The sequence below is a fragment of the Saccharopolyspora sp. SCSIO 74807 genome, from assembly GCF_037023755.1.
Classification (GTDB): Bacteria; Actinomycetota; Actinomycetes; order Mycobacteriales; family Pseudonocardiaceae; genus Saccharopolyspora_C; species Saccharopolyspora_C galaxeae.
Map to the genome: position 1 here is coordinate 5,551,809 of NZ_CP146100.1, position 24,515 is coordinate 5,576,323.

Consider the following 24,515-nt stretch of genomic DNA (forward strand, 5'->3'; position numbering starts at 1 on the left):
CTTCGCGCTACGCAGTACTTCGCGCTACGCAGTACTTCGAGCTACGCAGTGCTCTGCACTTCTTGGTCGCGCAGTGCTCTGCACTTCGCGCAGTGCTCGCTGAGCTTTGCGGGATATCTGAGCTTCGCGAGGCACTCTGGCATGATTGCGCGTTGTGCGCAACTGTCGTAGCGTGATTCGCGCAAACAGTGCGCGGCCCGGAGGTCGGACCGAGCCGCCGGAGACACCACCGGCCACTGCTCGCGCAACAGAGCCGAAAGGGGAAGCACATGGGCGACAGCGCTCACACCGAAATTCCCCTGATCACCGATTTTTCCCGATATTCGCCGGAAAACACTGAACCGGCGGACGCCGCAGCAGTCTTCCGAGCGGACGTGCTCGCGATCGCCGACGACCTCTCCGGTGCCGCCGAGGCCGCAGCGGCCCTGCTACCGGGATGTCGCTCCGCGCGGATCGAACTACCCGCGAGCACCGAGCCGCTTGCTGCGCACAACACGCAACATGATGGACGCCCGGCCCTCGCCGTGGCAGACCTGGACTGCAGGAATGCGCCAGGCGCCGAAGCCGAACGCTCGGTTCACGCAACGCTCGCCGCGCGCCCGGCCGCGAAGGCTTTCCTGAAGATCGACTCGCTGCTGCGCGGCAACGTGCGGTCCATGCTCGCCGCGGCACGCCCCACAGTGCTCGCTCCCGCGCTGCCGCCCGCGGGCCGCACCGTCCACAACGGAGTGCTGCACGTCAACGGACGACCGCTGCACCGGAGCGGTCAGTGGTCCGCCGAGTCCGCCGCTCCGGCTGCCACGATCGCCGAAGCGCTCGCCCCGCAGCGCTGCCGCGTCATCACGCTCGATGTCGTGCGCTCCGGCCGATTGCGCGAAACGGTGCGCGACTGTCTCGAAGCGGGCGAAATCCCGTTGTGCGACGGGGAGACCGACGCCGACCTGGACGCCGTCGTCGCGGCCTGCGCAGACCTGCCGGGAGTCCGGCTCGCGGGCTCCGGCGGCCTCGCGTCCGCACTCGGCCGCGCAATGCCCGAAGTGGACGGCTACGGCATCGAAGCACCCGATTCCGCGCACGGGCTGCTGTTCGTCATCGGCACGGCCGAGGCCGCCTCCGCCGAACAGGTGCGCAGGCTGGCCACACGCGGCGTGCAGCAGATCCCGCTCGACGTGCCCGTCCTGCTCGCACAACACGACGAGTCCGACCGGATCGCGCGAGCGTTGCGACATTCCCCGGTGGCGGTGACCTTGCAATCTCCGCACGGCGTGAACCCCGCGCACTCACGCGAAATCGTCCGGCGGCTCGCCGAAACCGCCGCCCGCGCCGTCAGATCCGCCGATCGCCCGGTCGATCTCGTGCTCACCGGCGGCGAAACCGCGCGCCGCGTGCTCGACGCGCTCGGCATGGACGAGCTCGTGCCACTCACCCAGATCCACCACGGCGCCGTGCGCAGCCGCACCCGCGGCGGCACGTCCGTGGTGACCCGGCCCGGCAGCTTCGGCGATGCGGACAGCCTCGTGCGCATCGCCGAACACCTGCGTCCCGCAACGGAAGGCTGAACATGACCCCTCCCCTGATCGCCGTCACCATGGGCGACGGCGCCGGCGTCGGCCCCGAGGTCATCGCCGGTGCGCTGCTCGACGACGCGACCTCGGCGCGCGCTCGCCCGATCGTCGTCGGCGACGCCGAGCGGCTGCGCACCGCCGCGCGGATCATCGGGCGCGAGGCACGGGTCGTGGCGGTGGACTCGGTCGACGACGCGGTCTTCGAGCCGGGGCGGATCAACGTGCTCGACCTCGGGCCGCTGCCCGCCGACCTGGCGTGGGGCGAGGTGTCACCGGCCGCGGGCGAGGCCGCGTACCAGTACATCCGGGTCGCCGCCGAGCTGGCCGCGCGCCACGCGGTGCAGGGGATCTGCACCGCTCCGCTGAACAAGGAGGCGCTGCACGCCGCCGGGCACCTCTTCCCCGGCCACACCGAACTGCTCGCGCACCTGACCGGCACCGAAGAGGTGTCCATGATGCTGTCCACACCATCGGTCAAGGTCGTGCACGTGACCACGCACATCGGCCTGATCGACGCGGTCGCGAAGATCGAGCCCGGGCTGGTCGAGCGGACCGTGCGGCGCGGGAACCGGGCGATCACCGGGTCCGGGATCGCGCACCCGCGCATCGGAGTGTGCGGGATCAACCCGCACGCCGGGGAGAACGGCCTGTTCGGCCACGGCGAGGAAGAGACCAAGATCGTTCCCGCGCTGGAGCGGCTCCGCGCCGACGGCATCGACGCCCGCGGCCCGCTGCCCGCCGACACCGCGTTCTTCCTGGCCGGGCGCGGGGACTACGACCTGATCGTGGCGATGTACCACGACCAGGGACACGGGCCGGTGAAGGTGCTCGGGATCGAAGCCGGGGTCAACATCACCGTCGGGTTGCCGGTGATCCGCACGTCGGTGGACCACGGCACGGCCTTCGACATCGCGGGCACTGGCAAGGCGGATCCGCGCAGCATGGCCGAAGCGCTGCGGCAGGCGGCCGAACTCTCGGCCGCGGCTTAGCGCTTGGCCGGTCTGGTGAGCCGCAGGCACCGCGAACGGCTGGCGCACCTTCGCAAACCCGATCTGCGCTGCGGCAGCCGAACCGCATCCGCACGACGCGCCGATCCCGAGCCGCGGCGGATCGGCCGCCTGCGCCATCCTTGGCAGGACGACATCGACCCGAGGAGGACCGACGATGCCCCGCGGATCGCAGGATCGCCGCGCCGCCATCGTGCGGCTGGCTACCACGTCCGGGCTGACCAGCGTCGACGAGCTGTCCGCGACGTTCGGGGTCACCGCGTCGACGATCCGCCGCGACCTGGCGCAGCTGGAATCCGCCGGGCGGCTCGCGCGCACCTACGGGGGCGCGATCGCGGTCGCCGGGCACCAGGAGAGCTCGCTGCGCCAGCGCAGCAGCGAGGCGTTCGCGGCCAAGCAGGCCATCGCCAGGTGGGCGGCCGGGCAGATCCTCCCCGGTGAGACGGTGCTGCTGGATTCCGGCACCACCACCGGCGCCTTGGCGCGCGAGTTGCGCGACGCCCGCGACGTGACGGTCGTGACCACCGGCCTGACCGTGCTGCAGGAGCTGGTCAGCGCCGACGAGGTGCACGTGGAATGCCTCGGCGGCACGCTGCGGCACCTGAGCCAGGGCTTCGTCGGCCCGCTCACCGAGGCCGCGCTGAGCCGGTTGACCTTCGACCGGGTCTTCCTCGGCGCCGACGGGGTCACCGCCGAGCAGGGCATCTGCGAAGCCGACCTGCAGCAGACCCGGCTCAAGGAGCTGATGGCCGAGCGCGCCGACGCGGTGTACGTGCTGGTGCACTCGGCGAAGCTCGGCCACCACCCGTTCCACGCCTGGGCGCGGCTGCCGGAACGCTGGACGCTGGTCACCGACGCCGCCGCCGACGCCGCGGCCACCGCACCGTTCCTGAGCCGCGGTGTCGACGTCGTCGTGGCCGAGGAACCGGCCTGAGCCGCTACAGGTTCCGCTCCGCGTAGCGGCTCATCGCCGCGCGGATGAATGCCGCGCACTCGTGGTTTCCCATGCCGTAGCGCGGGTCGTCCACGTACAGCTGTCCCAGCCCGGCGAACGCCTCGCGGGACGGCCTCCTGCCGCCCCAGCCGGTGCTGACCCATTCGTACTGGCGGTGCGCGAGTTCCTGCGCCTGCGCGCCGTCGGCGGCTTCGCCGGCGGCGAACGCTTCCTGGAAGCCGCCGGCGATGTCCCGGCCCTGCTGCTGGAATTCCCGCTTCTCGGCGTCGCTGAGCGAACGCCACCAGCGGTCGGCGCTCGCGTACGCCGGGCGGCCCCAGCGGCGCACCACCTCGTCCTCGTAGCGGGTGTGGTCGAAGCCGTCGAGCGTTTCCTGTGCCATGAGTTCTTCCCCTCGTTCGAGCTTGCGCACGGTGCAGCGCACGGAGGCGATCTGCCGCTCGATCCGATCCCGCTCCTGCTGGAGCAGTTGCAGGTGATCGTGCAGCGCCGGTACGGGCTCTTGGCCGTCGAGCACCTCACCGATCGCCGAAAGCCCCATGCCCAACTCACGCAACAGCAGAATTCGCTGCAGCCGCACCAAGGCCTGCTCGTCGTAGTAGCGGTACCCGTTGGCGCCGACGCGCGTCGCGGGCAGCAGGCCGATCTCCCCGTAGTAGCGCAGCGTGCGACTGGTCGTGCCCGCCGCGCGGGCGAGCTCCTGAATCGCCCATTCCCCCACCACGCACCTCCCGTGCTCTGATGACCTGCACGTTAAGGCTTCACGCGGCGTCAACCTCAAGCCCTGACCCGGTGCGACGCGGTGCGCCGCTTAAGGTGGTCGGCGGACCCGCACGCCACGGAGAGGCCCGGATGACCGAGACGACGCAGGACTTCACGGTCCAGACGCTGCTCGACGTGCTCAGCCTGGAGACGATCGACGACGACCTGTTCCGCAGCACCTGCGCCCCGCCCGGGGCGCCGCGCCTGTTCGGCGGGCAGGTCGCGGCGCAAGCCCTGGTCGCCGCGACGAACACAGTGGACGATTCGTCGCGAGTGCACTCGCTGCATTCGTACTTCCTGCGGCCCGGGATCACCGGAGTGCCGGTGGTGTTCCGCAACGAGCGGCTGCACGACGGCTCGACGTTCCGGCGCCGCCGGGTGACCGCGGTGCAGCACGGCAAACCGATCCTGTCGCTGGACTGCTCGTTCACCACCGACCGGACCGCGCTGGAGTACCAGGAGCCGATGCCGCAGCGGCTGGCGCCGGAGGAGTGCCCGGCGCTGGAGTGGCCGGACACCGCCAACGGGTTCAACGCCTGGCAGCCGTTCGAGTTCCGCCGGGCACCGGCTCCCGGTCAGTCCACAGGGGACCTCGTGGACCGGTTCTCCGGAGATCTGTGGTTCCGGCTGCGCGCCACCGAGGGCGAAGGGCGACCGGCGACCGCGGTGCTGACCTACCTGAGCGATCTCACGCTGGCCGCCGCGGTGCTCGGGCCGACCGGACGCACCGATGTGGCGGGAATGACTTCGCTGGACCACGTGATGTGGTTCCACGAACCGGCTCGATTCGACGATTGGTTGCTGTACGCCAAGAACTCCCCCGCGGTCGGCCCGCTGCGCGGCCTCGCGCAGGGGCGGCTCTACACCCGCTCCGGGGCGCTGATGGCTTCGGTGGCGCAGGAAGGGCTGATCCACGGCACGCAGTGAGGCGCGCCCGGGTCCGGCACAGCGGCGGATGCTCGTTTCCTCGGCTCGATCGTTGATGCGTCGCACGCCGCTGTACCACCATCCGCCGTGGGGCACCGTCGCGGAAATCGCCGGCTCCAGCGCCGGGCCCGTCAGCTCGCGGCCTCCCTACGGTCGCACGTCGCCCCGATCCGGCGGCATGAACCGCACATGCGGTATCCCGTCCACAGCGGACACTTCGCATCGGACGCCGTAGACCTCGCCGACGAGTTCGGCGGTGAGCACGTCCCGCGGCGCCCCAGCCGCCACCACGCGGCCGCCTGCGAGCACCACCAGTTCATCGCAGAACATTCCCGCGAGGTTGAGGTCGTGCAGCGCGATCACCGCCGTCACCGGCAATTCCCGGACCAGCGCGAGCAATTCGAGCTGGTGGGCGACGTCGAGGTGGTTCGTCGGCTCGTCCAGCAGCAGCTCGACCGGTTCCTGCGCGAGCGCCCGCGCGATCTGGGCGCGCTGCCGCTCACCGCCGGAAAGGCCGTGCCAACGGCGGTGTCCGAGTCCGTCCAGCCCGGTGCGCGCCAGGGCGCGCGCGATGATCTCGGCGTCCTGCGGCCCGCTGCCGCCCCAGCCGCCGCGATGCGGCGTGCGGCCGAGCGCGACGACTTCGGCGACGGTCAGATCGACCTCGGTGGACACCTGCTGTTCCACCACGGCGATCCGCCGCGCCAACTCGCGTCGTGACCAAGCCGCCATAGCTTGCCCGTCGATGTCGATCGCACCGGCGGAGGGCCTGCGCAGCCCTGCCAGCAGCCGCAGCAGCGAGGATTTCCCGGAGCCGTTCGGGCCGAGCAGCCCGAGCGTGCTGCCCGGTTCGGCGCGCAGGCTCACCCCGTCCAGGATGAGCGCGCCCCCGGCTGTCCACGACACCTCGCGCGCGGTCGGGCTCACGACACCCTCCCCCGCCGGACCAGCAGGACCGCGAAGGCAGGCACCCCGACCAATGCGGTGACCACGCCGACCGGAACCTCCTGCGGCGCGGCGATCGTGGTGGCCAGCACGTCCACCCACACCAGCAGGATCGCGCCGAGCACCGCGGTCACCGGCAGCAGCGCGCGGTGCCGCGGTCCGACCAGCAGCCGGGCCGCCTGCGGCAGCACCAGCCCGACGAAGCCGATCGCTCCCGCCGCTGCGACCAAGGTCGCGGCCAGCAGCGCGGTCACCACCAGCAGCAGCGCCCGCAGCCGTCCAACGTGGACTCCGAGAGCGGCGGCGGCGTCCTGGCCGAACGCGAAGGCGTCCAGCGAGCCCGCTTTCGCCAAGCACAGCACGAGGCACACCGCGCACACCACGCCCGCCAGCAGCACATCATCCCAGCGCGCACCGGAAAGCGAGCCCAGCAGCCAGAAGAGCACGCCGCGGGTCTGGTCGGCGTCCGCGGAGGTGATCACGATGTACGAGGTCAGCGCGGAGAACAGCTGCGTCCCGGCGACTCCGGCCAGCACCACGTGCCCGGCCGCGCCGCCTGCGGCCGTCGCCAGCAACATCACCAGCGCGAACGCGATCAGCGCCCCGGCGAACGCCCCGGCGGTGAGACCGACCGCCCCGGCCCCGAGACCGAGCACGACCACCGAGACCGCCCCGGTCGAGGCTCCCGCCGACACTCCTAACAGGAACGGATCGGCCAATGGGTTGCGCAGCAACGATTGCAGTACCGCCCCGCAGACTCCGAGCCCGGCTCCGCAGATCGCGGCCAGCGCCGCGCGCGGCAACCGCAGCTGCCACACGATGCCCTGCCCGATGCGGGAAACGCCGGTCTCGGCGAGCCCGAGCTTGCTGCCGACCACACCGGCGACGTCCACGACGGTGAGCTGCGCGGGCCCGAGCGTCACCGCGATCGCGGCCGACAGCAACAGGATCGGCACTCCGGCGAGGACGATGGCCGCCGCCGGTGCCCGGTTCGCCGTCAACGCCGGTCCAGTTCGACGAGTTTGTCCGCGAGCCGCTCGATCCCTTGCACAGTGCGGATGCTGACGTTGAGCTCGGTGCCGGTCATGCCCATCGACCGCCCGTCGCGCACCGCGGCCAGCCGGGACACCGCCGGGTCGGTGCGCAGGAAATCCCGTTTCGCGGCAAGGCCGTCGCCTTCTCCGCCGCGGGTCAGGTCGCCGAGCACGAGCAGGTCGGGATCGCGGGCGAGGATGTCCTCCCAGGACACTTGCGGCCACATCGACCGCGCGTCGTCGTAGGCGTTGCGCACGCCCAGCTCCCTGGCCATGATCGCCGGTGCACCGGTGGATCCCGCCACGTAGGGCGATTCCGTGCGGGCGAACCAGAACAGCACCGATGTGTCCTTGGTGGACTCCAACCGGTCGACCCGCTGCCGCGCGGCGGCCACCCGTTCGCGCAGCTGCGTGGTGAGCGCGCGCCCGCGTTCCGGAACGCCGAAGATGTCGGCGATCTCCTGCACTTCCCGGTAGATGTCGTCGAGCTCGACCGGTTCGGCCAGCGGCGCGGCCTCCGGGAAGCAGTTGCTCGGCGACAGGTATGTGGGCACGCCGAGTTCGCCGAACCGCTCGCGATCGGCGACGCCTTCGTCGGTGAACACGGCTTGATAGGCCCCGAGCACGATGTCCGGCTCGGTGCCCAGCACCGCCTCGTACGACGGATTGTTCTCGGCGAGCCGCGGCACCGTCGCGTTGGCCTGCGCCAACGCCGGATCCACCGGATCGGTCCAGGTCGCCGTGCCCACCATCCGGTCGGCCAGCCCGAGCGAGAGCATGATCTCGGTGGTGGACTGGTTCAGGCTCACCGCGCGCTGCGGCGGACCGTCCACAGTGACGTCGGTTCCGCAGTTGCGCAGCGTTTTCCCGCCTCCGGCGTCCTCTTTCGGAGCGGGTGCGGAACAGGAAGCGAGCACAACGGCGGCCAGCACCACCAGCCCGGCGCGCAACGCGCGGGCGCGAACAGCGAACACTGCTTTGCGATCCTCACCCCGGGCCCATGCGCGAAGCCCGGTCGGCCACGACCCGGCACCGCCTGCGGTCCGGGGAGCCAGCAGGTCTTCGGACTCGGGTTCGCACCGGACGGGGCCGCCTTCCCGGAACGGATCCAGTGGCATCGCCCCGCCCATCACCCCCACCGCTGCGCGTCAGTTCCGGCTTCCGACCGGATTCCCTGGCCACGTGGGCACGACTGGCTCGCCGAGCACCCTAACCGGACATACCACCGCGCGGACATGGTGACGTTCCTCGCGCCCGCTGACCGTGATCGGCCCGCTCCGGACTGCGACCGGTTGACCGGCGGCCATCGGCCAGAATAAGTTACCCGCCGGTAATGCCTGGTGTCCCAAGGAGTCCGCGATGTCCTCGACCGTGCAGATGTGGCGCAAGCTGGAGCCGAAGCCGCTGGGAACCCGGTTGTTCTCCTGGGCGGTGTGCCGACGCGCGCCGTACTTCAGCACCATCCGCCCGCACATCACCGAGATGCGTCCGGGCCGTTGCGAGGTGCGCGCGGCCAACCGCCGCCGGGTGCACAACCACCTCGGCACGTTCCACGCGATCGCCGCGTGCAATCTCGCCGAGGTCGCGGCCGGGATGCTGATGGAGGCGAGCCTGCCCGGCTCGCACCGCTGGATCCCCACGGGAATGACCGTCCGCTACCTCGCGAAAGCGAAAACGGACCTGCGCGGAGTCGCCGAGCTGGAGCTTCCGGAACTCTCCGACCAGCCCGCGGAGTGGGTCGTGCCGGTGCGGATTCTGGACGCCGCCGGCGACGCCGTCGTCACCGCCGACATCTCGATGCGCGTGTCCGCGAAGAAGGCTTGACGGGGGCCTGCGCGCGGCAGGCCCCCGCGGGCGTCAGTGCGCCGGGACCGCGTCCTTGGGCGCCGCGGCGAGTTCCTCTTCAGTGGCACTGGAAGTGCGGATGACCAGCGCCAGTCCGGCGCTGATCAGGTGCAGCACCGCGTAGATCCACAGCACGCCTTGGATGCCGAGGATTCCGATGAACGCCGTCCCGATCGCCGGCCCGAGTGCCTGGCTGGCGCCCGCGCCGAGCGTGTAGGTGGACATGACCTGGCCGGTGCGGTTCGGCGCGTGCATGGTCATCAGCGGCGGCAGCGGGACGTACCCGGCCATGCCGATCCCGAAGATCGCGCACGCGACCGCGACCAGCGCGTAGTTGTGCCCGAACGTGGCCGGCACGTAGTACAGCCCGAGGCAGGCGACCGCGGCGAGCACACCGCCGAACCAGACGATGGTCTGGCTCCCGCTCCACCGGTCGCCGACCGCGCCGAGCACGACCACGCCGACCAGGTTCGAGCCCATCATGATCATCAGGAGCGTGGACCACTCCTCGGAGCCGAACTCGACTTCCTGGATCAGGTACAGCGGCACGAACACCCACACGCCGAACTGCGAAGTGGTGTTGATCAGGCGCATCAGCGCGCCCATGCCGACCTTCGGCTTCTCGAACATGATCGTGACGCATCCGACGAGGGTCTGCACGACGCTCGCGCGTTCGGCGCCTTGGCTGAGTCCTTCGTAGCCGGAACGCTCCTTGAGCATCGTGAACACGATCGCCGAGCCGACCAGGATCAGCAGCAGCGACACCCACAGCGTCGGGTAGTAGCCGATGGTCGGCTTCAGCACCGAGACCGCGCCGGAACCCAGCACCGGGTATCCCATGGTGAACGAGAACCAGTACCAGCCGAGCGCCTTGCTGATCTGCTGCTTCGGCGCTCCCGCCATGACCCACACCAGGAAGCCGTAGGCGAACAGCGGGTAGCCGAGGCCGCGGATCCCGTAGGTGATCAGGATCAGCACGTAGCTCCCGGTCGGCACGGCCACCGCCAGCAGCACCGCGTGGCAGACGGCCCAGATCGCGGTGCCGGCCATCATGACCTTGCGCGGCCCCCACCGGTCGGAGAGCCCGCCGGACAGGAACGCGCCCACGGCGGCGGCGATGCCGTAGGTGGTGAAAATGACGCCCACGCTGGCTTCGGTGAAGCCGAACTCGGTTTTGAAGTAGGTGGAGAGGTAGCTGGTCTCCACCCCGTCACCGATCATGAACAGCAACATCCCGACGTAGCCCCACAGCAGGGTGCGCGGGATGCCTATCCGGTCGAAGAAGTTCGCGGGCGGCTCGTGGCCGGTTGACACCACGTTCGTGGACCTCCTGACGGGCAGCGGTGCCCGGGTCGTAGCAGGTTTCCGCTGGTCACCGCGGCGACGGCGAGTTCCCGCGCCGGCGGCGGCCGGTTCGTGACGGACAACCTGCAACAAGACCCGAGATCTGAGCAAGATCTTCACACAAATTGTGGGATACTCTGGTGGTTTCCACAGTCGGGAGGTCGCGATGCCGGTCCGGAAGTCGGCCGCCGAGGTCGAGCAGCGTCGACAGGAGGCGTTGCGCCTGGTCACCGGCGTCGGCGAGGTCCGCATCGACGAGCTCGCGCACCGCCTCGGAGTCAGCGTGATGACGGCGCACCGCGACCTCGACGACCTCCAGTCCCGCAACCTGCTGCAGAAGCGGCGCGGTGTGGCGGCGGCGTTCAGCACCGTGCAGCGGGAGAGTTCGCTGCGCCTGCGCGAACACGTCAACGCGGAGTTCAAGGCGGCCATCGCCGAGCCGCTGCTCGACCTCGTCGCACCCGGCGACACCGTGCTCATCGACTGCGGCAGCACGCTTTTCCCGTTCGTCCGGGCACTGTCCGAAGTGGAGCAGCTGCAGGTCGTCACGAACTCGCTGCGGGTGAGCTACCTGCTGTCCGAGTCCGCGACCGTCACGCTGCTCGGCGACCGCTTCTACCCCGAGTTCGAGTCCTGCGCGGGCCCCGAGGTGCTGCGCCAGCTCGACCGCTTCCGCGTGGACGTCGCTTTCCTGACCGCCACGTGTGTCCACAATGGCGGGTTGTCCCACCCGGTGCGGGAGTACGCGGAGAACAAGGAAGGCTTCGTGGCCGCCGCCGGCCGCTCGGTCCTGGCCGTCGACGGCGGCAAGTTCGGCCGCACGGCGACGTACGCGCATGGGGATCTGAGCGGATATGGAACGCTGATCACGGATGACAACGCGCCGCGCGATCAGCTGCGAGCAGCGGAGAAGCGCGGGATCGAAGTGCGGGCCGTCGCGACCGGCTGATCACGACCCTGCGTCCCCGCCCGCGTGCTCCTCGAGCGCATCGATGGCGGACGCGGTGAGGCTTTGCGTGATGTGCTCGCGCATCAGCGCGGCGGCGCCGGGTCCGTCTCCGCTGCGGACCAGTTCGAGCAGCTGGTGGTGTTCGTCGAGGTCGCGGGTACGCGGCTCGTGCCCGGGCGGGAGGTCCAGCCCCATCCGCCGGTAGCGGTCGGACTTGTCCCAGACGTCGTCGAGCATCCGGATCAGCACGTCGTTGCGCGAAGCCCGGTACAGCGCGCGGTGGAATTCCCGGTGCGCGGTGAGCGCTTCCTCGCCCCACTGCCGGGTCACCGGCAGCAGCCGGGCGACGGAGTCGCGCATCGCTGCCAGGTCGTCGTCGGTGCGGCGGGTGGCGGCGAGTTCGACGGCGCTGGGATCCAGCGACAGGCGCACCTCGAGCAGCTGGCGCGCCTCGGTGGCGTTCATCGGCGCCACCCGGACGTCGCGGTGCGCGTCCAGCGAGACGAGGCCTTCGCTGGAGAGCCGCCGGATCGCCTCGCGCAGCGGCGTGATGCTCATGCCCAGCGCGGCGGCGAGGTCGTACTGGGCCAGGCGCGTGCCCGGGGAAAGTTCGCCGGTCAGCACCTTGGAGCGGAGTTCGGCATAGGCGACATCGCTCTTGCTGGAGAAAACGTTCGGTGCCGTCACCGCTGATTCGCCTCTGCGCCGGGGTCTTGTGCCGTGGTCCGCGCCGAGCCTAACATCCCGCTACATCTTATAAGTTATGAAAGGAACCCATGAAGATCACCGCCGTGCACGAGGACGTCATCCCGATCAGCTCCGCGATGAGCAACGCGTTCATCGACTTCAGCACCATGGACTCCTCGGTCGTGGCCGTCGTCAGCGACGTCGTGCGCGACGGGGAACCCGTCGTGGGCTACGGCTTCAACTCCAACGGCCGCTACAGCGCCGGGGAGATCCTGCGACGCCGGATGGTTCCGCGGCTGCTCGCCGCCGACCCGGCATCGCTGCTGGCCGCGGACGGTCAGCTCGACCCGTCGCGGGCGTGGGACGTGCTGATGCGCAACGAGAAACCGGGCGGGCACGGGGAACGCTCGATCGCGGTCGGCGTACTCGACATGGCGCTGTTCGACCTCGCATCGAAGATCGCAGGTCAGCCGCTGTACCGCTGGCTGTCGGACCGCTACGGCGACGGCTCGGCGCCCGACGAGTCGGTGTTCGTCTACGCCGCGGGCGGCTACTACGCGCCCGGCAAGGGGCTGCGCGAGCTGCAGGACGAGATGCGCGGCTTCCTGGACCAGGGCTACCGCGTGGTGAAGATGAAGATCGGCGGCGCGAGCCTCGCCGAGGACATTCGCCGCGTCGAGGCGGTGCTGGACGTCCTCGGCGGCGACGGTTCCCGGCTCGCCGTCGACGTGAACGGGAAGTTCGACCTGCACACGGCGCTGGAGTACGGCCGCGCGCTCGAACCCTACGGCCTGTTCTGGTACGAGGAGGCCGGCGACCCGCTGGACTACCGGCTCAACGCCACTCTCGCCGAGCACTACCGCGGCCCCATCGCCACCGGCGAGAACCTGTTCTCGATGCAGGACGCCCGGAACCTGGTGCGCTACGGCGGGATGCGCCCCGACCGGGACTACATCCAGGTCGATCCCGCGCTGAGCTACGGGCTCGTCGAATACCTGCGTGTGCAACGGATGCTGCGCGAGCACGGGTGGTCCTCGCGGCGCTGCATCCCGCACGGCGGGCACCAGTTCTCGCTGCACATCGCCGCCGCGCTCAAGCTCGGCGGGAACGAGTCCTACCCCGGCGAGTTCCAGCCGACCGGCGGTTTCGCCGACGACGCGGTGGTGCGCGACGGGCACGTGGGGCTCACCGAGACCCCGGGCATCGGCTTGGAGCGCAAGGCCGCGTTCTACGAGGTGCTGCGCAAGCTGCACGACTGAGGCGATCACCGAACTCCACCCGACGCACAACGACGTGAACAGGAGAACCTGTGATGCCCTCAGCCAACGAGCGCGGCGGACCGAAGTCGCGGTTCACCAGGCTCTTGCGCCAGCTGTGGTTCCAGGTGGTGCTCGGCGCGGTGCTCGGCATCGCGGTCGGGCTGCTGCTGCCCGAGGTCGGCAACGCGCTCAAGCCGCTGAACGACTGGTTCATCGCACTGGTGAAGATGATCGTGGTGCCGGTCGTGTTCTGCGTGGTCACCACCGGCATCGCCGCGATGGACAGCCTGCGCAAGGCGGGCCGGATCGGAGTGAAGTCGATCGGCTACTTCCTGGTGCTGTCGCTGGTGTCGATGCTGATCGGTCTGGTGGTCGGCAACGTCTTCCAGCCCGGCGCGGGGATGGGCGTGGACCCGTCCGCGCTGGACGCGGGCTCGGTGCCCGCCGAAGCGGCCGAGCAGCCGCCGGGCTTCACCGCATTCATCGCTGAGATGATCCCGGACAGCTTGTTCGGCGCGATCACCGGCAGCAACATCCTCGGAGCACTGCTGGTTTCGATCGTGTTCGGCGCGGCGCTGAACCTGGGCGGCGCCTCCGCCGAACCGCTGACCAACGGCATCACCGCGCTGTCCGGGGTCGTGTTCCGGATCGTCGGCTGGGTGATGCGGCTGGCGCCGATCGGCACGTTCGGAGCGCTGGCCGCGGTGGTCGGCACCTACGGTGCGCAGAGCCTCCAGCAGCTCGGGTTGCTGATCCTGGTGTTCACCGCGACCTGCGCGGGCTACGTGCTGATCGTGCTCGGCGCGATCATGCGGGTGTGCGGGCTGAGCCTGTTCGGCCTCATGCGATTCCTGCGGGAGGAGCTGCTGGTCGCGCTGAGCACCTGCTCCAGCGAGGCGGTGCTGCCGCAGCTGGTGCGCAAGCTGGAAGTGCTCGGCATCGGGCGGCCGGTGGTGGGCATCGTGATCCCGTCCGGCTTCTCGTTCAACCTGGACGGCTCGGCGATCTACCTGACGATGGCTTCGCTGTTCCTCGCCCAGGCCGTCGGCATCGACCTGAGCTGGCAGCAGCAGCTGGTGATGGTCGGCGTGATGATGCTGACCAGCAAGGGCACGGCGGGCATCGCCGGTGGCGCGTTCATCGTGCTGGCCAGCACGATCACCGCGGTCGGGCACGTGCCGCTCGGCGCACTCGCGTTGATCGTCGGAGTGGACCGAATCCTGAACGAGGGCCGGGTGTTCATCAACGTGCTGGGCAACGCGGTGGCCGCGATCGTGATCGGCAAGTGGGAGAAGGACTTCGACCGCCAGCGGGCGAACCGCGTGCTCGCCGGCGAGGACGGCGCGGCCGCCGCGGACGCGACCGAGGAAACCGCTCCGGCGGGATGAGCCGGACGCGGCCGAGGTGCCGGGCACCACTGCACCCCTTCGCGCATCGTGGTGCGGTGGTGGCCGGTCAACCGTCGAAGGTCAGTGCAGGCAGACCCCGCCCGGCACCGCGGGCGACGAAAAGGGCGCCGGATTCCGGGTGCGCGGTGAGGTCCGTCGCCTGCCTGGACGTGGTGACGTAGAGGTCCGTGCAGGACGGGCCGCCGAAGGTGCAGGAAGTGACGCGGGGTACGGGGATGTTGAGGACGTCGAGGAGTTCGCCGCGGGGTGAGTAGCGGTGCACGGCGCCGCCGCCCCAGAGGGCGACCCACACGTCGCCGCCTGCGTCGACCGTGAGGCCGTCCGGGGCGCCGAGCGCGGGGTCGATGTGGGTCAAGGTCCGGCGGCGGGAGAAATCCCCTGCGGTGTGCTCGATCGCGTCGATGCGTTGGGTGGGAGTGTCCACGTAGTACGCGGTTCTGCCGTCCGGGCTCCAGGCGAGTCCGTTGGAGATGGTGACGCCGGAGAGCACGACCGTCACGTTCCGGGACGTGTCCAATCTGTACAGTCGGCCGCGGCCGGTGGCTTCGTCGTAGGCCATGGAGCCGCAGTAGAAGCGGCCCTGCGGGTCGCAGCCGCCGTCGTTCATCCGCACACCGGTGTCGCTCCAGAGGTCTTCCATGGGCACGACCGCGGTGAGCGAGTCATCGGCCAGCGCGAAACCCCGTTCCAGCGCCAAAACCGCGCCTCCGCTGCGCCTCGGCCGGAGTGCTGCGACGACGGAACCGACGTGCGCGCGTTGCACGGAACCGTCGCGGCGCAGCGTGAGCACGTCGCCTGCGAGCATGTCCACCCACCGCAGACCGCGCCATGCGGGGTGCCACACCGGGCCTTCGCCGTGTTGCGCGCACGGTTCGGTCACCTGCTCGACGCGTGTCATCTCGCAGCCCCCTACGACGCGGACTTCAGGGTTTCAGCAGTACTTTCACGACATCGGAGTGCGGGTTGCGAAGCGCCGACAGTGCGGTCGCGGCCTCGTTGAGCGGGAACTCGTGGCTGACGATCAACCCCGGATCCAGGCGTCCACAGGAGAACATGCGCACCGCGTGCGTCCACGCGCGCGAAGGAGCTCCGAACACCGTGTGGACGGTGATCTGCGAGGTCACCAGATGAGCCGAGGATACCGAGTCGTCGGCGGATGGAACACCGGTCAGCGCAACGCGGCCACCGCGCCGGGCGAGACGAGTGGCGAGGTCCGCTGCTCCTGCGCCATCGGCGGCCTCCAGCACGGCGTCGAAGCGGCCGACGCGTTGCAGTGCGTCTCGCGGCGTGATGACGCTCGTGGCACCGCACTCGACCGCGAGTTCGGCGCGAGACGATTTCGGCTCAACCACAACGAGTTCGGCAGGTCCCGAGCACGACAGCAGCTGCGTCGCCAGGAGCCCGAGGCTGCCGCCGCCCACCACCGCCACCCGCTCCCCCGTGGCCGCGCCCAGCCGGAGGCACGCTTCCGCTGCGCAGGCCGAGGGTTCCAGCACCGCCGCCGCGCGCAGGTCAGCGTCCGCAGGCAGCAGGTGCAGCAGCCGCGCGGGCAGCACCAGCTGGTCCGCCCACCCGCCGGGGCGGGTGAAGCCCGTCTCGTCGTAGCCGTCGCCGCAGAGGTTGTTCTCGCCGCGACGGCAGGCGTCGCACACGCCGCAGCCGCGGAACCCCTCGCCCACCACCCGCCGATCGACATAGCTCGGGTCCACTTCGGACCCGGCCGCCAGCACGGTGCCGGACCACTCGTGGCCGGGAATCACCGGGTACCGGACCAGGCCGTCCGGCCTTCCGCCGGTGAACAGTTCGCGGTCGGAACCGCAGATTCCGCTGTAGGCGACCTGGATCAGGGCCTCTGCCGCCCCCGGCTCGACCCGCTCGGCACGACCGACGCGGAGCGCGCCCGGCCGGTCGATGACGACCGCGCGGCCGCTCACGAGGCCCCCTCGGGGACGGTGTCCGAAGTGTTCCGCATGTCGTCCTCGCCGGTCAGCCGTCGAGCCGCAAGGGGCGCAACCGCAGCCACAGCAGGAACAACAGCCCGCACGCCAGCATCGCCGCACCGGTCCAGAGGTTGATGTTGATGCCTTGCGCCTTGCTGATGTCGGCACCGTCGGCGAACAACCCGGCGCCGCCGATCAGCGCACCGTAGAACACGAAAAGCCCGCCGATCACCATGCGCACGTCGAACAACCGGGAGGCCGTGCCGGAGCGCCGCTCCAGTTCCGCGACGTCCTCGACGGGATCGTCCTGGTCCTGCATGAGTTCCGCCTTTCCCTCGGATCACAAGGAGAACGGGATGTAACAAGCCGCGGCGAGCACGATCGCGCCCCAGCCCAGCAGCGCCGGACGGCGGTACCAGGCGGCGTCACCGGGTGCGGCGACGCCGGTGTCGCGCGCGGCCTCGCGGGTGTAGACCAGCCCCTCCAATTCGGACGCCGGCTTCGGGCGGGTGGCCAGCGCGACCGGCACGCTCACCGCGACGTCCACGGCGAAGGCGATGATCGAAGAGATCATGTTCGCGCCCTGGTCGGTGCTGATCGCCACGAAACCGGTCTTGTACGCGACGTAGAATGCGATCGGTGCGACGGTTCCGGCGAGCAAGCCCCAGAACCCCGCTTTGGCGGTCATCCGCTTCCAGAACAGCGCCAAGATGAACGTCGCGAACAACGGGACGTTGAAGAACGAGAACAGGGTTTGCAGGTAGTTCATGATGTTGCTGAACGACGCGGCGATGAACGCAGTGCCCATCCCGGCCAGCACGCCGACCGCGGTGATCACGCGACCGACCCGCAGGTAGTGCGCGTCCGGCATCCCGGGCTTCAGGTACGGCCGCCAGATGTCGGTGGTGAACACGGTGTTGAAGCTCGAAACGTTCGCGGCCATGCCTGCCATGAACGAGGCCATCAGCCCGGTGACCGCGAGTCCGAGCACACCGTTCGGCAGCAAATCCCGCATCAGCAACGGGATCGCGTCGTTGTAGTCGTGCCCGCCGGTCTGCCCGATCTGCGGGTGGATCAGCAGCGCGATGATGCCGGGCAGCACGACGATCAGCGGGATGAACATCTTCGGGAACGCCGCGATCAGCGGAGTCCGCCGCGCCGCCGAGAGGTTGCGCGCCGACAGCGACCGCTGCACCTCGGCGAAGTTCGTCGTCCAGTAGCCGAACGAGACCGCGAAGCCGAGCCCGATCGTGATCGTCAGCCAGTTCGCGCCCAGCGGGTTGTCCTGTCCGAATCCGGTTCCGCCCCACGCGGTCAGGAATTCCGGCCCAGGACCGGATTGGACGCGTTCGATCAGTCCACCGACCCCGCCGATGCGCACCAAGCCCAGCACGGTCAGCGGCACCAGCGCGGCGACGATGACGAAGAACTGCAGCACCTCGTTGTAGATCGCCGAGGACAGCCCGCCGATGACGATGTAGGCGAGCACGAACAGGCCCGCGGTGAAAATGGACACCGTCAGCGGCCAGCCGAGCAGCGCACGCAGCACGATCGCCAGCGCGTAGAGGTTCACCCCGGCGATCAGCACCGACGCCACGGCGAACAGCGACGCGCTCAGCAGGTGCGAGGACGAGCTGAACCGGCGCAGCAGGAATTCCGGGACGCTGCGGACTTTCGTGTTGTAGTAGAACGGCATCATCACCAGGCCGAGGAAGACCATCGCCGGGATCGCGCCGATCAGGTACCAGTGGATCGTGTAAGCGCCGTACTGCGCGCCGTTCGCGGCCATCCCGAGGATTTCGGTCGCCCCGAGGTTCGCCGACACGAAAGCCAGGCCGGTCACCCACGCGGGCAGCGACCGGCCGGACAGGAAGAAGTCCAGGCTGTTGCGGACACTTCGCCGCGCGGCCAGGGCGATTCCCAGCACCACGGCGAAATAGCTGACCAGGATGAGGTTGTCGAGCCAGTTCATGGACAGCCGCAGGCTGTCGGCGGCCATCGTGGACACTTCCACGGACGGTGGGTCGGGCAAGTGCATCGGTTTTCCCTCGGCGTCGTTGACGAAGTCTGTCCCCTGGCGGATCCGGTGCCGCTCAACACCTCCCGGGTCCGGTGCTGTCGCGCACGATCAGCTCGGCGGACACGATCGAACGCCGCACCGGCCGGCCGCCTTCCATCCGCAGCAACATCTGCTCGAAGGTTTTCCGCCCGAGTGCGAGGAAATCCTGCCGAACCGTGGTCAACGGCGGGCAGAAGTAGGCCGCTTCCGGAACGTCGTCGAACCCGACCACCCGCACGTCGTGCGGAACCGAAAGCCCCGCCTCAGCCATCGCGCGCAGAACTCCCAGAGCCATCTGGTCGTTGGCGACGAACACCGCGTCGACCCCGCCGTGCGCGACCAGTTCCCGCCCCGCTTCGTAACCGGAGCGCGGGCTCCAGTCTCCGCGCAGTACCGGTGGTTCCGGCACTCCACGCACGCGCATCGCGTCACGCCAGGACTGCTCGCGAGCCTCGGTCTCCAGCCATCCTTCCGGGCCCGCGACGTGCCAGACCGGGCGATGTCCCAGCGCGAGGAGGTGCTCGGTCGCGAGCCGCGCTCCGCTGCGCTGATCCACCGCGACCACCGGGACCGGCGCCTGGTCGGTGTCGGCGACCGCGACCACCGGAACATCACCGGGAACATCCGCCAGCGCCTGAGCGGTCCGCACGTGCGGGGCGATCACCACGATCCCCGCCACGCACTGTCCACGAAGGACATCGATGGCCCGGCCGGAGTCCTCCGGATCGCTGACGCTGGAGATCGAAACCCCGTAACCGGCCTCGCGCGCGGCGTTCTCCACACCCAGCAGCGTGCTGGCCGGTCCGTGCAACACGGAGTCCAGGGCCACCACCCCCAACGTGCGGGAGCGGCCGGTGGCCAGTCCCCGCGCGAGCGCGTTCGGGCGGTACCCGAGCTGCTGCACGCTTTCCAGCACCCGCTTGCGGGTATCGGGCTTGACCGGGCCGGTGTCGTTGAGCACGCGCGAAACCGTCATCTGCGAGACGCCGGCGAGTTCGGCGACGTCGTGCAGCACCGGCTGGTGGCCGGACCGGCGGGCGGGACCTCCGGATCGCTGCACCACATCGACTCCCCTCGTCGCGTAGCAGTGCAGTGTTAGCGATAACAGCGGGACCGTCAACGGACCGGACGCCTTGCACACCTGGATCCCGCCGTTCGCCGCGGAAATTCCTGCGAACGCCGCAGCGACTACTACCCGGAGCGGATCCGCGCCGCGCTGCCCACCGGATCCGAACCGGCAAGCGGCCCGCCCCGGAGGGCTGGGTTCTGCTTGCTTGCGGGCGTCCGAGGACTCAGCCACCCGAACCGAGCCCTGAACAGCTCCTAGTGCATGATCGACATCATGCCGTGGCACCTTCCGCTCGAGACCGCGCAGCCGCTCACCCAGGCCGCACCGCTCGGCGCGAGTTCGGGACCGATGGGCGTCCTGTTCATAGTGGCGATGGTGCTGCTCGCGATCGCCCTGGTCCTCGCCGTGCTCGGCCGGTGGATCCGCTACCGCAACCGCCCGCGCGCCAGCGACGAGCGCTACATCTGAACCTCCCCCGGGTTGACCGTGCGCCCCCGCCTTGGCACTCTGCCATCAGGAACCCTGATCGAATTGAGGTGGCGGCACCGGTGGACGAGCAACAGCCGTGGGGCGAGTCGGTCCTGGTCGAGTTCGACGAGGGGATCGCCTGGGTCTCGCTGAACCGCCCGGACAAGCGCAACGCGATGAACCCGGCGCTCAACGACGAGATGATCCGCGTGCTCGACGCCCTGGAAGGCGACGAGCGCTGCAAGGTGCTCGTGCTGACCGGCGCCGGCGAGTCGTTCTCCGCGGGCATGGACCTCAAGGAGTACTTCCGCGAGGTCGACGAGACCGGCAGCGTCGCGGTGCAGGCGCGGGTGCGCAGGGCCAGCGCGGAATGGCAGTGGAAACGCCTGGCGCACTGGGCGAAACCGACCATCGCGATGGTCAACGGCTGGTGCTTCGGCGGCGCGTTCACCCCACTGGTGGCCTGCGACCTCGCGATCGCCGACGAGGCCGCGACGTTCGGGCTTTCCGAGGTGAACTGGGGAATCCCGCCGGGCGGAGTGGTCAGCCGCGCGCTGGCCGCCACCGTCAGCCAGCGGGACGCGCTGTACCACATCATGACCGGCGAAACCTTCGACGGACGCGAGGCGTCCCGGATGCGCCTGGTCAACGAGGCGGTCCCGGCCGGGCGGCTGCGCGAGCGCACCCGCGAGCTGGCGCTGAAGCTCGCCGGGATGAACCAGGTGGTGCTGCACGCGGCGAAGGTCGGGTTCAAGGTCGGCGCCGAAATGCCGTGGGAGCAGGCGGAGGACTACCTCTACGCCAAACTGGACCAGTCGCAGTTCGCCGACGGCGCAGGCGCCCGCGCCAAAGGCATGTCGCAGTTCCTGGACGACAAGAGCTACCGTCCGGGTCTGAGTTCTTTCGACCCGCAGCAGTGACTCGGCGGCGCCCTGCGCGCCCGGACCCGCGGGGACACCGTCCACTCAGGATACTCGGCGGAAGGTGAGGCGGTTGCGCAACCAAGGGCTCGGCTCCTGGCCCGCGCGGCGGGCTCGGATGACTCCGCACCGGATCGCCGTCCGCTACGGTGATCTCCGCCTGACCTATGCCGAGTTCGCTGCACGCGTGGCCGACCTCGCGCGCGGGTTGCACGAGAAAGGTGTGCGCAGCGGCGATCGGGTGGCCTTCCTCGGCCCGAACCATCCGGCCTTCCTTACGACGTTGTTCGCCTGCGGACGGCTCGGTGCGGTGTTCGTGCCGGTGAATTCCCGCTTCACGGCGTCCGAAGTGGACCACGTGGTGCGGGATTCCGGTTGTTCGGCGCTGATCCACACCGCCGATCGAGCCGAAACCGCGGCCCAGCTCGGCATCGAGCGGCTGCGCACGATGCCGGTCGACGCGCCGACGCCGTCCGCGGACGCGGCCGAGCCGCCGGACCTGCCGGTCACGCTCGACGATCCCTGCTTGATCATGTACACCTCGGGCAGCACCGGCCGCCCCAAGGGTGTGGTGCTCACGCACGGAAACCTGACCTGGAACAGCTACAACGTGCTGGTCGAGAACGACCTGACCGCCGACGAGCGCACGCTGATCGTCGCGCCGCTGTTCCACGCGGCCGCGCTGGGCATGGTCTGCCTTCCGACGCTGCTCAAAGGCGGCGAAGTGCTGCTGCACCCGTCGTTCGACGCCGGTGCGGTGCTCGAGGCGATCGAGCGGGACCGCGTGACGCTGATGTTCGGCGTGCCCGCGATGTACGACGCCCTTGCGGCGCACGAGGAATGGGCCGGGACCGACCTGTCGAGTCTGCGGCATCTGCTGTGCGGCGGTGCGCCGGTGCCGACCGCGACGATTCAGCGTTACCTCGCAAGGGGTTTGAGCTTCTCGCAGGGCTACGGCATGACCGAGGCGGCGCCGGGCGCGCTGTTCCTGGACCGCGAGCACACCACCAGCAAGATCGGATCAGCCGGGGTGCCGTCGTTCTTCACCGGCGTCCGCGTCGTCGACGCCGCCGGACGCGACGTGGTGCCCGGTGAGCGCGGTGAAGTGGTGGTCAGCGGGCCGAACGTGATGCGCGGCTACTGGAACCGGCCGGAAGAGACCGCGATCGCGTTGCGCGACGGCGAATTCCGCTCCGGCGATGTCGCCGAGGTCGACGAGGACGGTTACGTCTACATCGTCGACCGCATCAAAGACCTGATCATTTCCGGCGGGGAGAACATCTACCCGGCCGAGGTGGAGAACGAGGTCCACGATTTTCCCGGCGTGGAATCCTGCGCGGTGATCGGTGTTCCGGACGAGAAGTGGGGCGAAGCCGTGCGCGCCGTGGTGGTTCGCGCACCGGGCGCGGACTTCGACGCCGCGGCGCTGCTGGCGCACCTGCGCGGGCGGCTGGCCGGCTACAAGGTGCCGAAGTCGGTGCGGTTCGCCGAGGCGTTGCCCCGCACCGGCTCCGGCAAGATCAGCAAGTCCGAGGTGCGCGACCGCTTCGGCGACTGACCCCGCAGCGCCCTCACCGGTCGCGTTGCGCCGATCCGGCGATTCACGCGCCTGTCGGGCGCCAATGTCCGCGGCACGCCCGAGCCGTTTCTCCCAGAGTGAACGGACCGTTCGCCCAATCTAGTCGGACCAACAGGCCGTTCACTCGAAACTTCCGAGCGGCTGAGCGCGGCTCAGCGGCGGGCCTCGGACAACGCGCCGAGCGTGTCGACGCCGTGCCGCAGCGTCTCGCGGAACTCGTCGCGCTGGCGCTTGTCCAATCCGGCCAGCAGTTCGTTCTCCAGCTCCAGCACGGCGGGCGCGCAGCGAGTCAGCAGCTCGCGCCCGTCGTCGGTGAGCGTGGCCAGCAGCACGCGCCGGTTGTTCTCGTCCGGCCTGCGCGCGATCAGCCCGCGCTTCTCCAGCGCCAGCACCATTTCGTGCATCGTCTGCGGCCGCAGGAAAGAACGGCGGGCCAGTTGCGCCGACGACAACGCGCCCTTGGACTCCAGCACGGTCAGCGCCGTGTACTGCAACGTGGTGAGCCCGAGCGGGCGCAGCACATCGTCCATCAGTGCCCGGATCACCAGCTCCAGGCGTTTGACCAGGTACAGCGTCAGCGGTGTCGGCGAGGCGGCGGAGTCGAGCTCGGTGCCGGGCTGCTCTGCATGGCTGCTCACCGCGCCATGATGTCACCCCGCGCCGAGGCGCCCGCAGGACCTCGCCGATTTCCGGCTCACTGCATGGTTTCCGACTCCACCCAGGTCAGGTAGGCGCGGTTGCCGCCGATGATCGGGGTGGCGATGACCTCCGGCACGTCGTAGGAGTGGTTCGCCCGGATGTGCTCGATCAGCGCCTCCAGCCGTTCCGCGGAGGTCTTGACCTGCAGCTGCCACTCCGGGTCGTCCTGCACCGCGTCGTCCCAGCGGTAGAAGCTGCGGATCTGCGCGACCTGCACGCACGCCCCCACGCGGGCGTCCACGATGCTGCGGGCCAGCTCGGCAGCGGCCTGCTCGGAGTCCGTCGTCGTCACGACCTGCACGTGATCAGCCATGGGCGCCAGGGTAACGCCCGGTTCAGCGCAGCGTGCGACGCAACCGCACCCGGTACGAGTAGTGCTCCGGCAGGAAGTAGCTCACCGCCAGCTCCACCGGCTGGCCTGCGGTGGACTGGTAGATCCGGTCGATGCGCAGCAGCGAGCGGTCCGGTTCGCAGCCGAGGTGCTCCGCCGCGCCCGCGGACGCCTGCCCGACGGTGATGCTCTGCTCGGCCTCCGCGATGGGATCGCTCATCCGCTCGTCCAGCAGCCCGATGATGGTGAACCGGCTGCGCGCGCCCACCTCGGTCAGCTCCGGCACGTCCGCCAGCAGCCCGCCCACCGCGGGCGGCAGGTAGACGGTGGACAGGCAGAACGGGATGTTCTCGTGCAGCCGCAGGAACGCGAGGGTGTGCACCCGGTCGGTGTGCAGCTGGAGCCTGCCAGCTGCGTCCAGCGCGACTTCTTTGCGCAGCGGTGCGACGAGTTCCATCGTGGTGTCGATCGACAGTCCCATGAGGTCGTCGACCGACCCGAACTGGCGCAGGTACTGCTCTTCGCGCGGAGCGGCGAAGGTGCCCCGCCCCGGAACCCGGTACACCATCCCTTCCGAGACCAGGTCCTGGAAGGCGCGGCGCACGGTCTGCCTGCTGACCCGGTGGTTCTCGGCGAGCTCGGCCTCGGTGGGCAGCCGCACGCCGTCCGGGTAGTCGTGGCGCAGGATCGCCGCGCGAAGCTCTCGCGCGAGCTTCGCGTAGGCGCTCTGCTTGGCCTCACCCACGTCCGCACCTCATTTCC

General features: G+C 69.9%; 25 protein-coding genes and 1 riboswitch. Of the genes, 11 read left to right on the top strand and 14 right to left on the bottom strand.

The window, feature by feature from the left end; translation table 11 throughout:
• The first annotated feature begins 269 nt into the window (after nucleotides 1-269).
• From V1457_RS25490 to V1457_RS25500, 3 genes are all read left to right on the top strand, one after another.
• On the top strand, nucleotides 270-1,559 hold the full coding sequence (locus V1457_RS25490) for a four-carbon acid sugar kinase family protein (protein ID WP_338597371.1): 1,290 nt from the start codon (nucleotides 270-272) through the stop codon (nucleotides 1,557-1,559).
• A gap of 2 nt (nucleotides 1,560-1,561) precedes the next feature.
• Nucleotides 1,562-2,554: a 4-hydroxythreonine-4-phosphate dehydrogenase PdxA gene (gene pdxA / locus V1457_RS25495; RefSeq protein WP_338597372.1), complete on the top strand. Its 993-nt coding sequence runs from the start codon at nucleotides 1,562-1,564 to the stop codon at nucleotides 2,552-2,554.
• 175 nt (nucleotides 2,555-2,729) lie between these two features.
• Nucleotides 2,730-3,506 carry a DeoR/GlpR family DNA-binding transcription regulator gene (locus tag V1457_RS25500; protein ID WP_200072347.1) on the top strand — a complete coding sequence of 259 codons (777 nt, stop codon included), beginning with the start codon at nucleotides 2,730-2,732 and terminating at the stop codon, nucleotides 3,504-3,506.
• Between the two features lie 4 nt (nucleotides 3,507-3,510).
• On the opposite strand, the gene V1457_RS25505 is transcribed toward V1457_RS25500, so the two are convergent.
• A complete protein-coding gene (locus V1457_RS25505; RefSeq protein ID WP_295146838.1) occupies nucleotides 3,511-4,248 on the bottom strand; it encodes a MerR family transcriptional regulator in 738 nt (245 codons plus the stop codon).
• A 131-nt stretch (nucleotides 4,249-4,379) separates the two neighbouring features.
• Between V1457_RS25505 and V1457_RS25510 the strand changes: the two genes are divergently transcribed.
• Complete coding sequence (locus tag V1457_RS25510; protein WP_233628072.1) at nucleotides 4,380-5,216, top strand: acyl-CoA thioesterase II; 837 nt, start codon at nucleotides 4,380-4,382, stop codon at nucleotides 5,214-5,216.
• Between the two features lie 147 nt (nucleotides 5,217-5,363).
• Here V1457_RS25510 and V1457_RS25515 read toward each other — a convergent pair whose 3' ends face one another.
• Genes V1457_RS25515 through V1457_RS25525 form a run of 3 tightly spaced genes read right to left on the bottom strand, consistent with a single transcriptional unit; the run spans nucleotide 5,364 to nucleotide 8,169 of the window.
• A complete protein-coding gene (locus tag V1457_RS25515) occupies nucleotides 5,364-6,143 on the bottom strand; it encodes an ABC transporter ATP-binding protein (RefSeq protein ID WP_338597375.1) in 780 nt (259 codons plus the stop codon).
• Nucleotides 6,140-7,162: an iron chelate uptake ABC transporter family permease subunit gene (locus V1457_RS25520; protein ID WP_338597377.1), complete on the bottom strand. Its 1,023-nt coding sequence runs from the start codon at nucleotides 7,160-7,162 to the stop codon at nucleotides 6,140-6,142. The genes V1457_RS25515 and V1457_RS25520 overlap by 4 nt, the downstream gene beginning before the upstream one ends.
• Complete coding sequence (locus V1457_RS25525) at nucleotides 7,159-8,169, bottom strand: ABC transporter substrate-binding protein (protein WP_338597379.1); 1,011 nt, start codon at nucleotides 8,167-8,169, stop codon at nucleotides 7,159-7,161. The genes V1457_RS25520 and V1457_RS25525 overlap by 4 nt, the downstream gene beginning before the upstream one ends.
• A gap of 61 nt (nucleotides 8,170-8,230) precedes the next feature.
• Nucleotides 8,231-8,407, bottom strand: a riboswitch (cobalamin riboswitch).
• A 147-nt stretch (nucleotides 8,408-8,554) separates the two neighbouring features.
• Between V1457_RS25525 and V1457_RS25530 the strand changes: the two genes are divergently transcribed.
• Nucleotides 8,555-9,019, top strand: coding sequence for a hotdog fold domain-containing protein (locus tag V1457_RS25530; protein ID WP_338597381.1), 465 nt, complete (start codon nucleotides 8,555-8,557; stop codon nucleotides 9,017-9,019).
• A 33-nt stretch (nucleotides 9,020-9,052) separates the two neighbouring features.
• Here V1457_RS25530 and V1457_RS25535 read toward each other — a convergent pair whose 3' ends face one another.
• A complete protein-coding gene (locus tag V1457_RS25535) occupies nucleotides 9,053-10,357 on the bottom strand; it encodes an MFS transporter (protein WP_338597383.1) in 1,305 nt (434 codons plus the stop codon).
• Nucleotides 10,358-10,550: 193 nt separating this feature from the next.
• On the opposite strand from V1457_RS25535, the gene V1457_RS25540 reads away from it, so the two are divergent.
• Nucleotides 10,551-11,333 (top strand): DeoR/GlpR family DNA-binding transcription regulator, encoded by a 783-nt coding sequence (locus V1457_RS25540; protein ID WP_338597384.1) that lies wholly within the window; start codon nucleotides 10,551-10,553, stop codon nucleotides 11,331-11,333.
• On the opposite strand, the gene V1457_RS25545 is transcribed toward V1457_RS25540, so the two are convergent.
• Complete coding sequence (locus tag V1457_RS25545) at nucleotides 11,334-12,020, bottom strand: GntR family transcriptional regulator (protein ID WP_338597386.1); 687 nt, start codon at nucleotides 12,018-12,020, stop codon at nucleotides 11,334-11,336. It abuts the gene before it with no gap.
• Nucleotides 12,021-12,109: 89 nt separating this feature from the next.
• Here V1457_RS25545 and V1457_RS25550 point away from each other — a divergent pair, with 89 nt between their 5' ends.
• Nucleotides 12,110-13,279 (top strand): enolase C-terminal domain-like protein, encoded by a 1,170-nt coding sequence (locus V1457_RS25550; RefSeq protein ID WP_338597387.1) that lies wholly within the window; start codon nucleotides 12,110-12,112, stop codon nucleotides 13,277-13,279.
• 53 nt (nucleotides 13,280-13,332) lie between these two features.
• A complete protein-coding gene (locus tag V1457_RS25555; RefSeq protein ID WP_338597389.1) occupies nucleotides 13,333-14,667 on the top strand; it encodes a cation:dicarboxylate symporter family transporter in 1,335 nt (444 codons plus the stop codon).
• A gap of 67 nt (nucleotides 14,668-14,734) precedes the next feature.
• On the opposite strand, the gene V1457_RS25560 is transcribed toward V1457_RS25555, so the two are convergent.
• From V1457_RS25560 to V1457_RS25580, 5 genes are read right to left on the bottom strand one after another with little or no spacing between them, the layout of a single operon-like run.
• Nucleotides 14,735-15,586: an SMP-30/gluconolactonase/LRE family protein gene (locus V1457_RS25560; RefSeq protein WP_338597391.1), complete on the bottom strand. Its 852-nt coding sequence runs from the start codon at nucleotides 15,584-15,586 to the stop codon at nucleotides 14,735-14,737.
• Nucleotides 15,587-15,611: 25 nt separating this feature from the next.
• Nucleotides 15,612-16,622, bottom strand: a complete 1,011-nt coding sequence (locus V1457_RS25565) for an alcohol dehydrogenase catalytic domain-containing protein (RefSeq protein WP_338597392.1) — start codon at nucleotides 16,620-16,622, stop codon at nucleotides 15,612-15,614.
• A gap of 52 nt (nucleotides 16,623-16,674) precedes the next feature.
• Complete coding sequence (locus V1457_RS25570; protein WP_200072329.1) at nucleotides 16,675-16,947, bottom strand: hypothetical protein; 273 nt, start codon at nucleotides 16,945-16,947, stop codon at nucleotides 16,675-16,677.
• A gap of 21 nt (nucleotides 16,948-16,968) precedes the next feature.
• The gene (locus tag V1457_RS25575; RefSeq protein ID WP_407074724.1) at nucleotides 16,969-18,666 is read right to left on the bottom strand and encodes a sodium:solute symporter family protein; all 1,698 of its coding nucleotides are present in this window, start codon (nucleotides 18,664-18,666) and stop codon (nucleotides 16,969-16,971) included.
• A 55-nt stretch (nucleotides 18,667-18,721) separates the two neighbouring features.
• Nucleotides 18,722-19,750, bottom strand: coding sequence for a LacI family DNA-binding transcriptional regulator (locus V1457_RS25580; RefSeq protein ID WP_338597393.1), 1,029 nt, complete (start codon nucleotides 19,748-19,750; stop codon nucleotides 18,722-18,724).
• Nucleotides 19,751-20,029: 279 nt separating this feature from the next.
• Here V1457_RS25580 and V1457_RS25585 point away from each other — a divergent pair, with 279 nt between their 5' ends.
• The 3 genes from V1457_RS25585 (at nucleotide 20,030) to V1457_RS25595 (ending at nucleotide 22,702) form a co-directional block, all read left to right on the top strand.
• A complete protein-coding gene (locus V1457_RS25585; RefSeq protein WP_200072327.1) occupies nucleotides 20,030-20,224 on the top strand; it encodes a hypothetical protein in 195 nt (64 codons plus the stop codon).
• Nucleotides 20,225-20,304: 80 nt separating this feature from the next.
• Nucleotides 20,305-21,144: a p-hydroxycinnamoyl CoA hydratase/lyase gene (locus V1457_RS25590; RefSeq protein ID WP_295141204.1), complete on the top strand. Its 840-nt coding sequence runs from the start codon at nucleotides 20,305-20,307 to the stop codon at nucleotides 21,142-21,144.
• Between the two features lie 64 nt (nucleotides 21,145-21,208).
• Nucleotides 21,209-22,702 carry an acyl-CoA synthetase gene (locus V1457_RS25595; RefSeq protein ID WP_407074725.1) on the top strand — a complete coding sequence of 498 codons (1,494 nt, stop codon included), beginning with the start codon at nucleotides 21,209-21,211 and terminating at the stop codon, nucleotides 22,700-22,702.
• Between the two features lie 173 nt (nucleotides 22,703-22,875).
• Here the strand turns inward: V1457_RS25595 and V1457_RS25600 are convergent, their stop codons facing one another.
• From V1457_RS25600 to V1457_RS25610, 3 genes are read right to left on the bottom strand one after another with little or no spacing between them, the layout of a single operon-like run.
• Nucleotides 22,876-23,361 carry a MarR family transcriptional regulator gene (locus V1457_RS25600; RefSeq protein ID WP_338597396.1) on the bottom strand — a complete coding sequence of 162 codons (486 nt, stop codon included), beginning with the start codon at nucleotides 23,359-23,361 and terminating at the stop codon, nucleotides 22,876-22,878.
• Between the two features lie 56 nt (nucleotides 23,362-23,417).
• The gene (cutA, locus tag V1457_RS25605) at nucleotides 23,418-23,735 is read right to left on the bottom strand and encodes a divalent-cation tolerance protein CutA (RefSeq protein WP_338597398.1); all 318 of its coding nucleotides are present in this window, start codon (nucleotides 23,733-23,735) and stop codon (nucleotides 23,418-23,420) included.
• Nucleotides 23,736-23,757: 22 nt separating this feature from the next.
• The gene (locus V1457_RS25610; RefSeq protein WP_338597399.1) at nucleotides 23,758-24,498 is read right to left on the bottom strand and encodes a GntR family transcriptional regulator; all 741 of its coding nucleotides are present in this window, start codon (nucleotides 24,496-24,498) and stop codon (nucleotides 23,758-23,760) included.
• Between the last annotated feature and the right edge of the window lie 17 nt (nucleotides 24,499-24,515).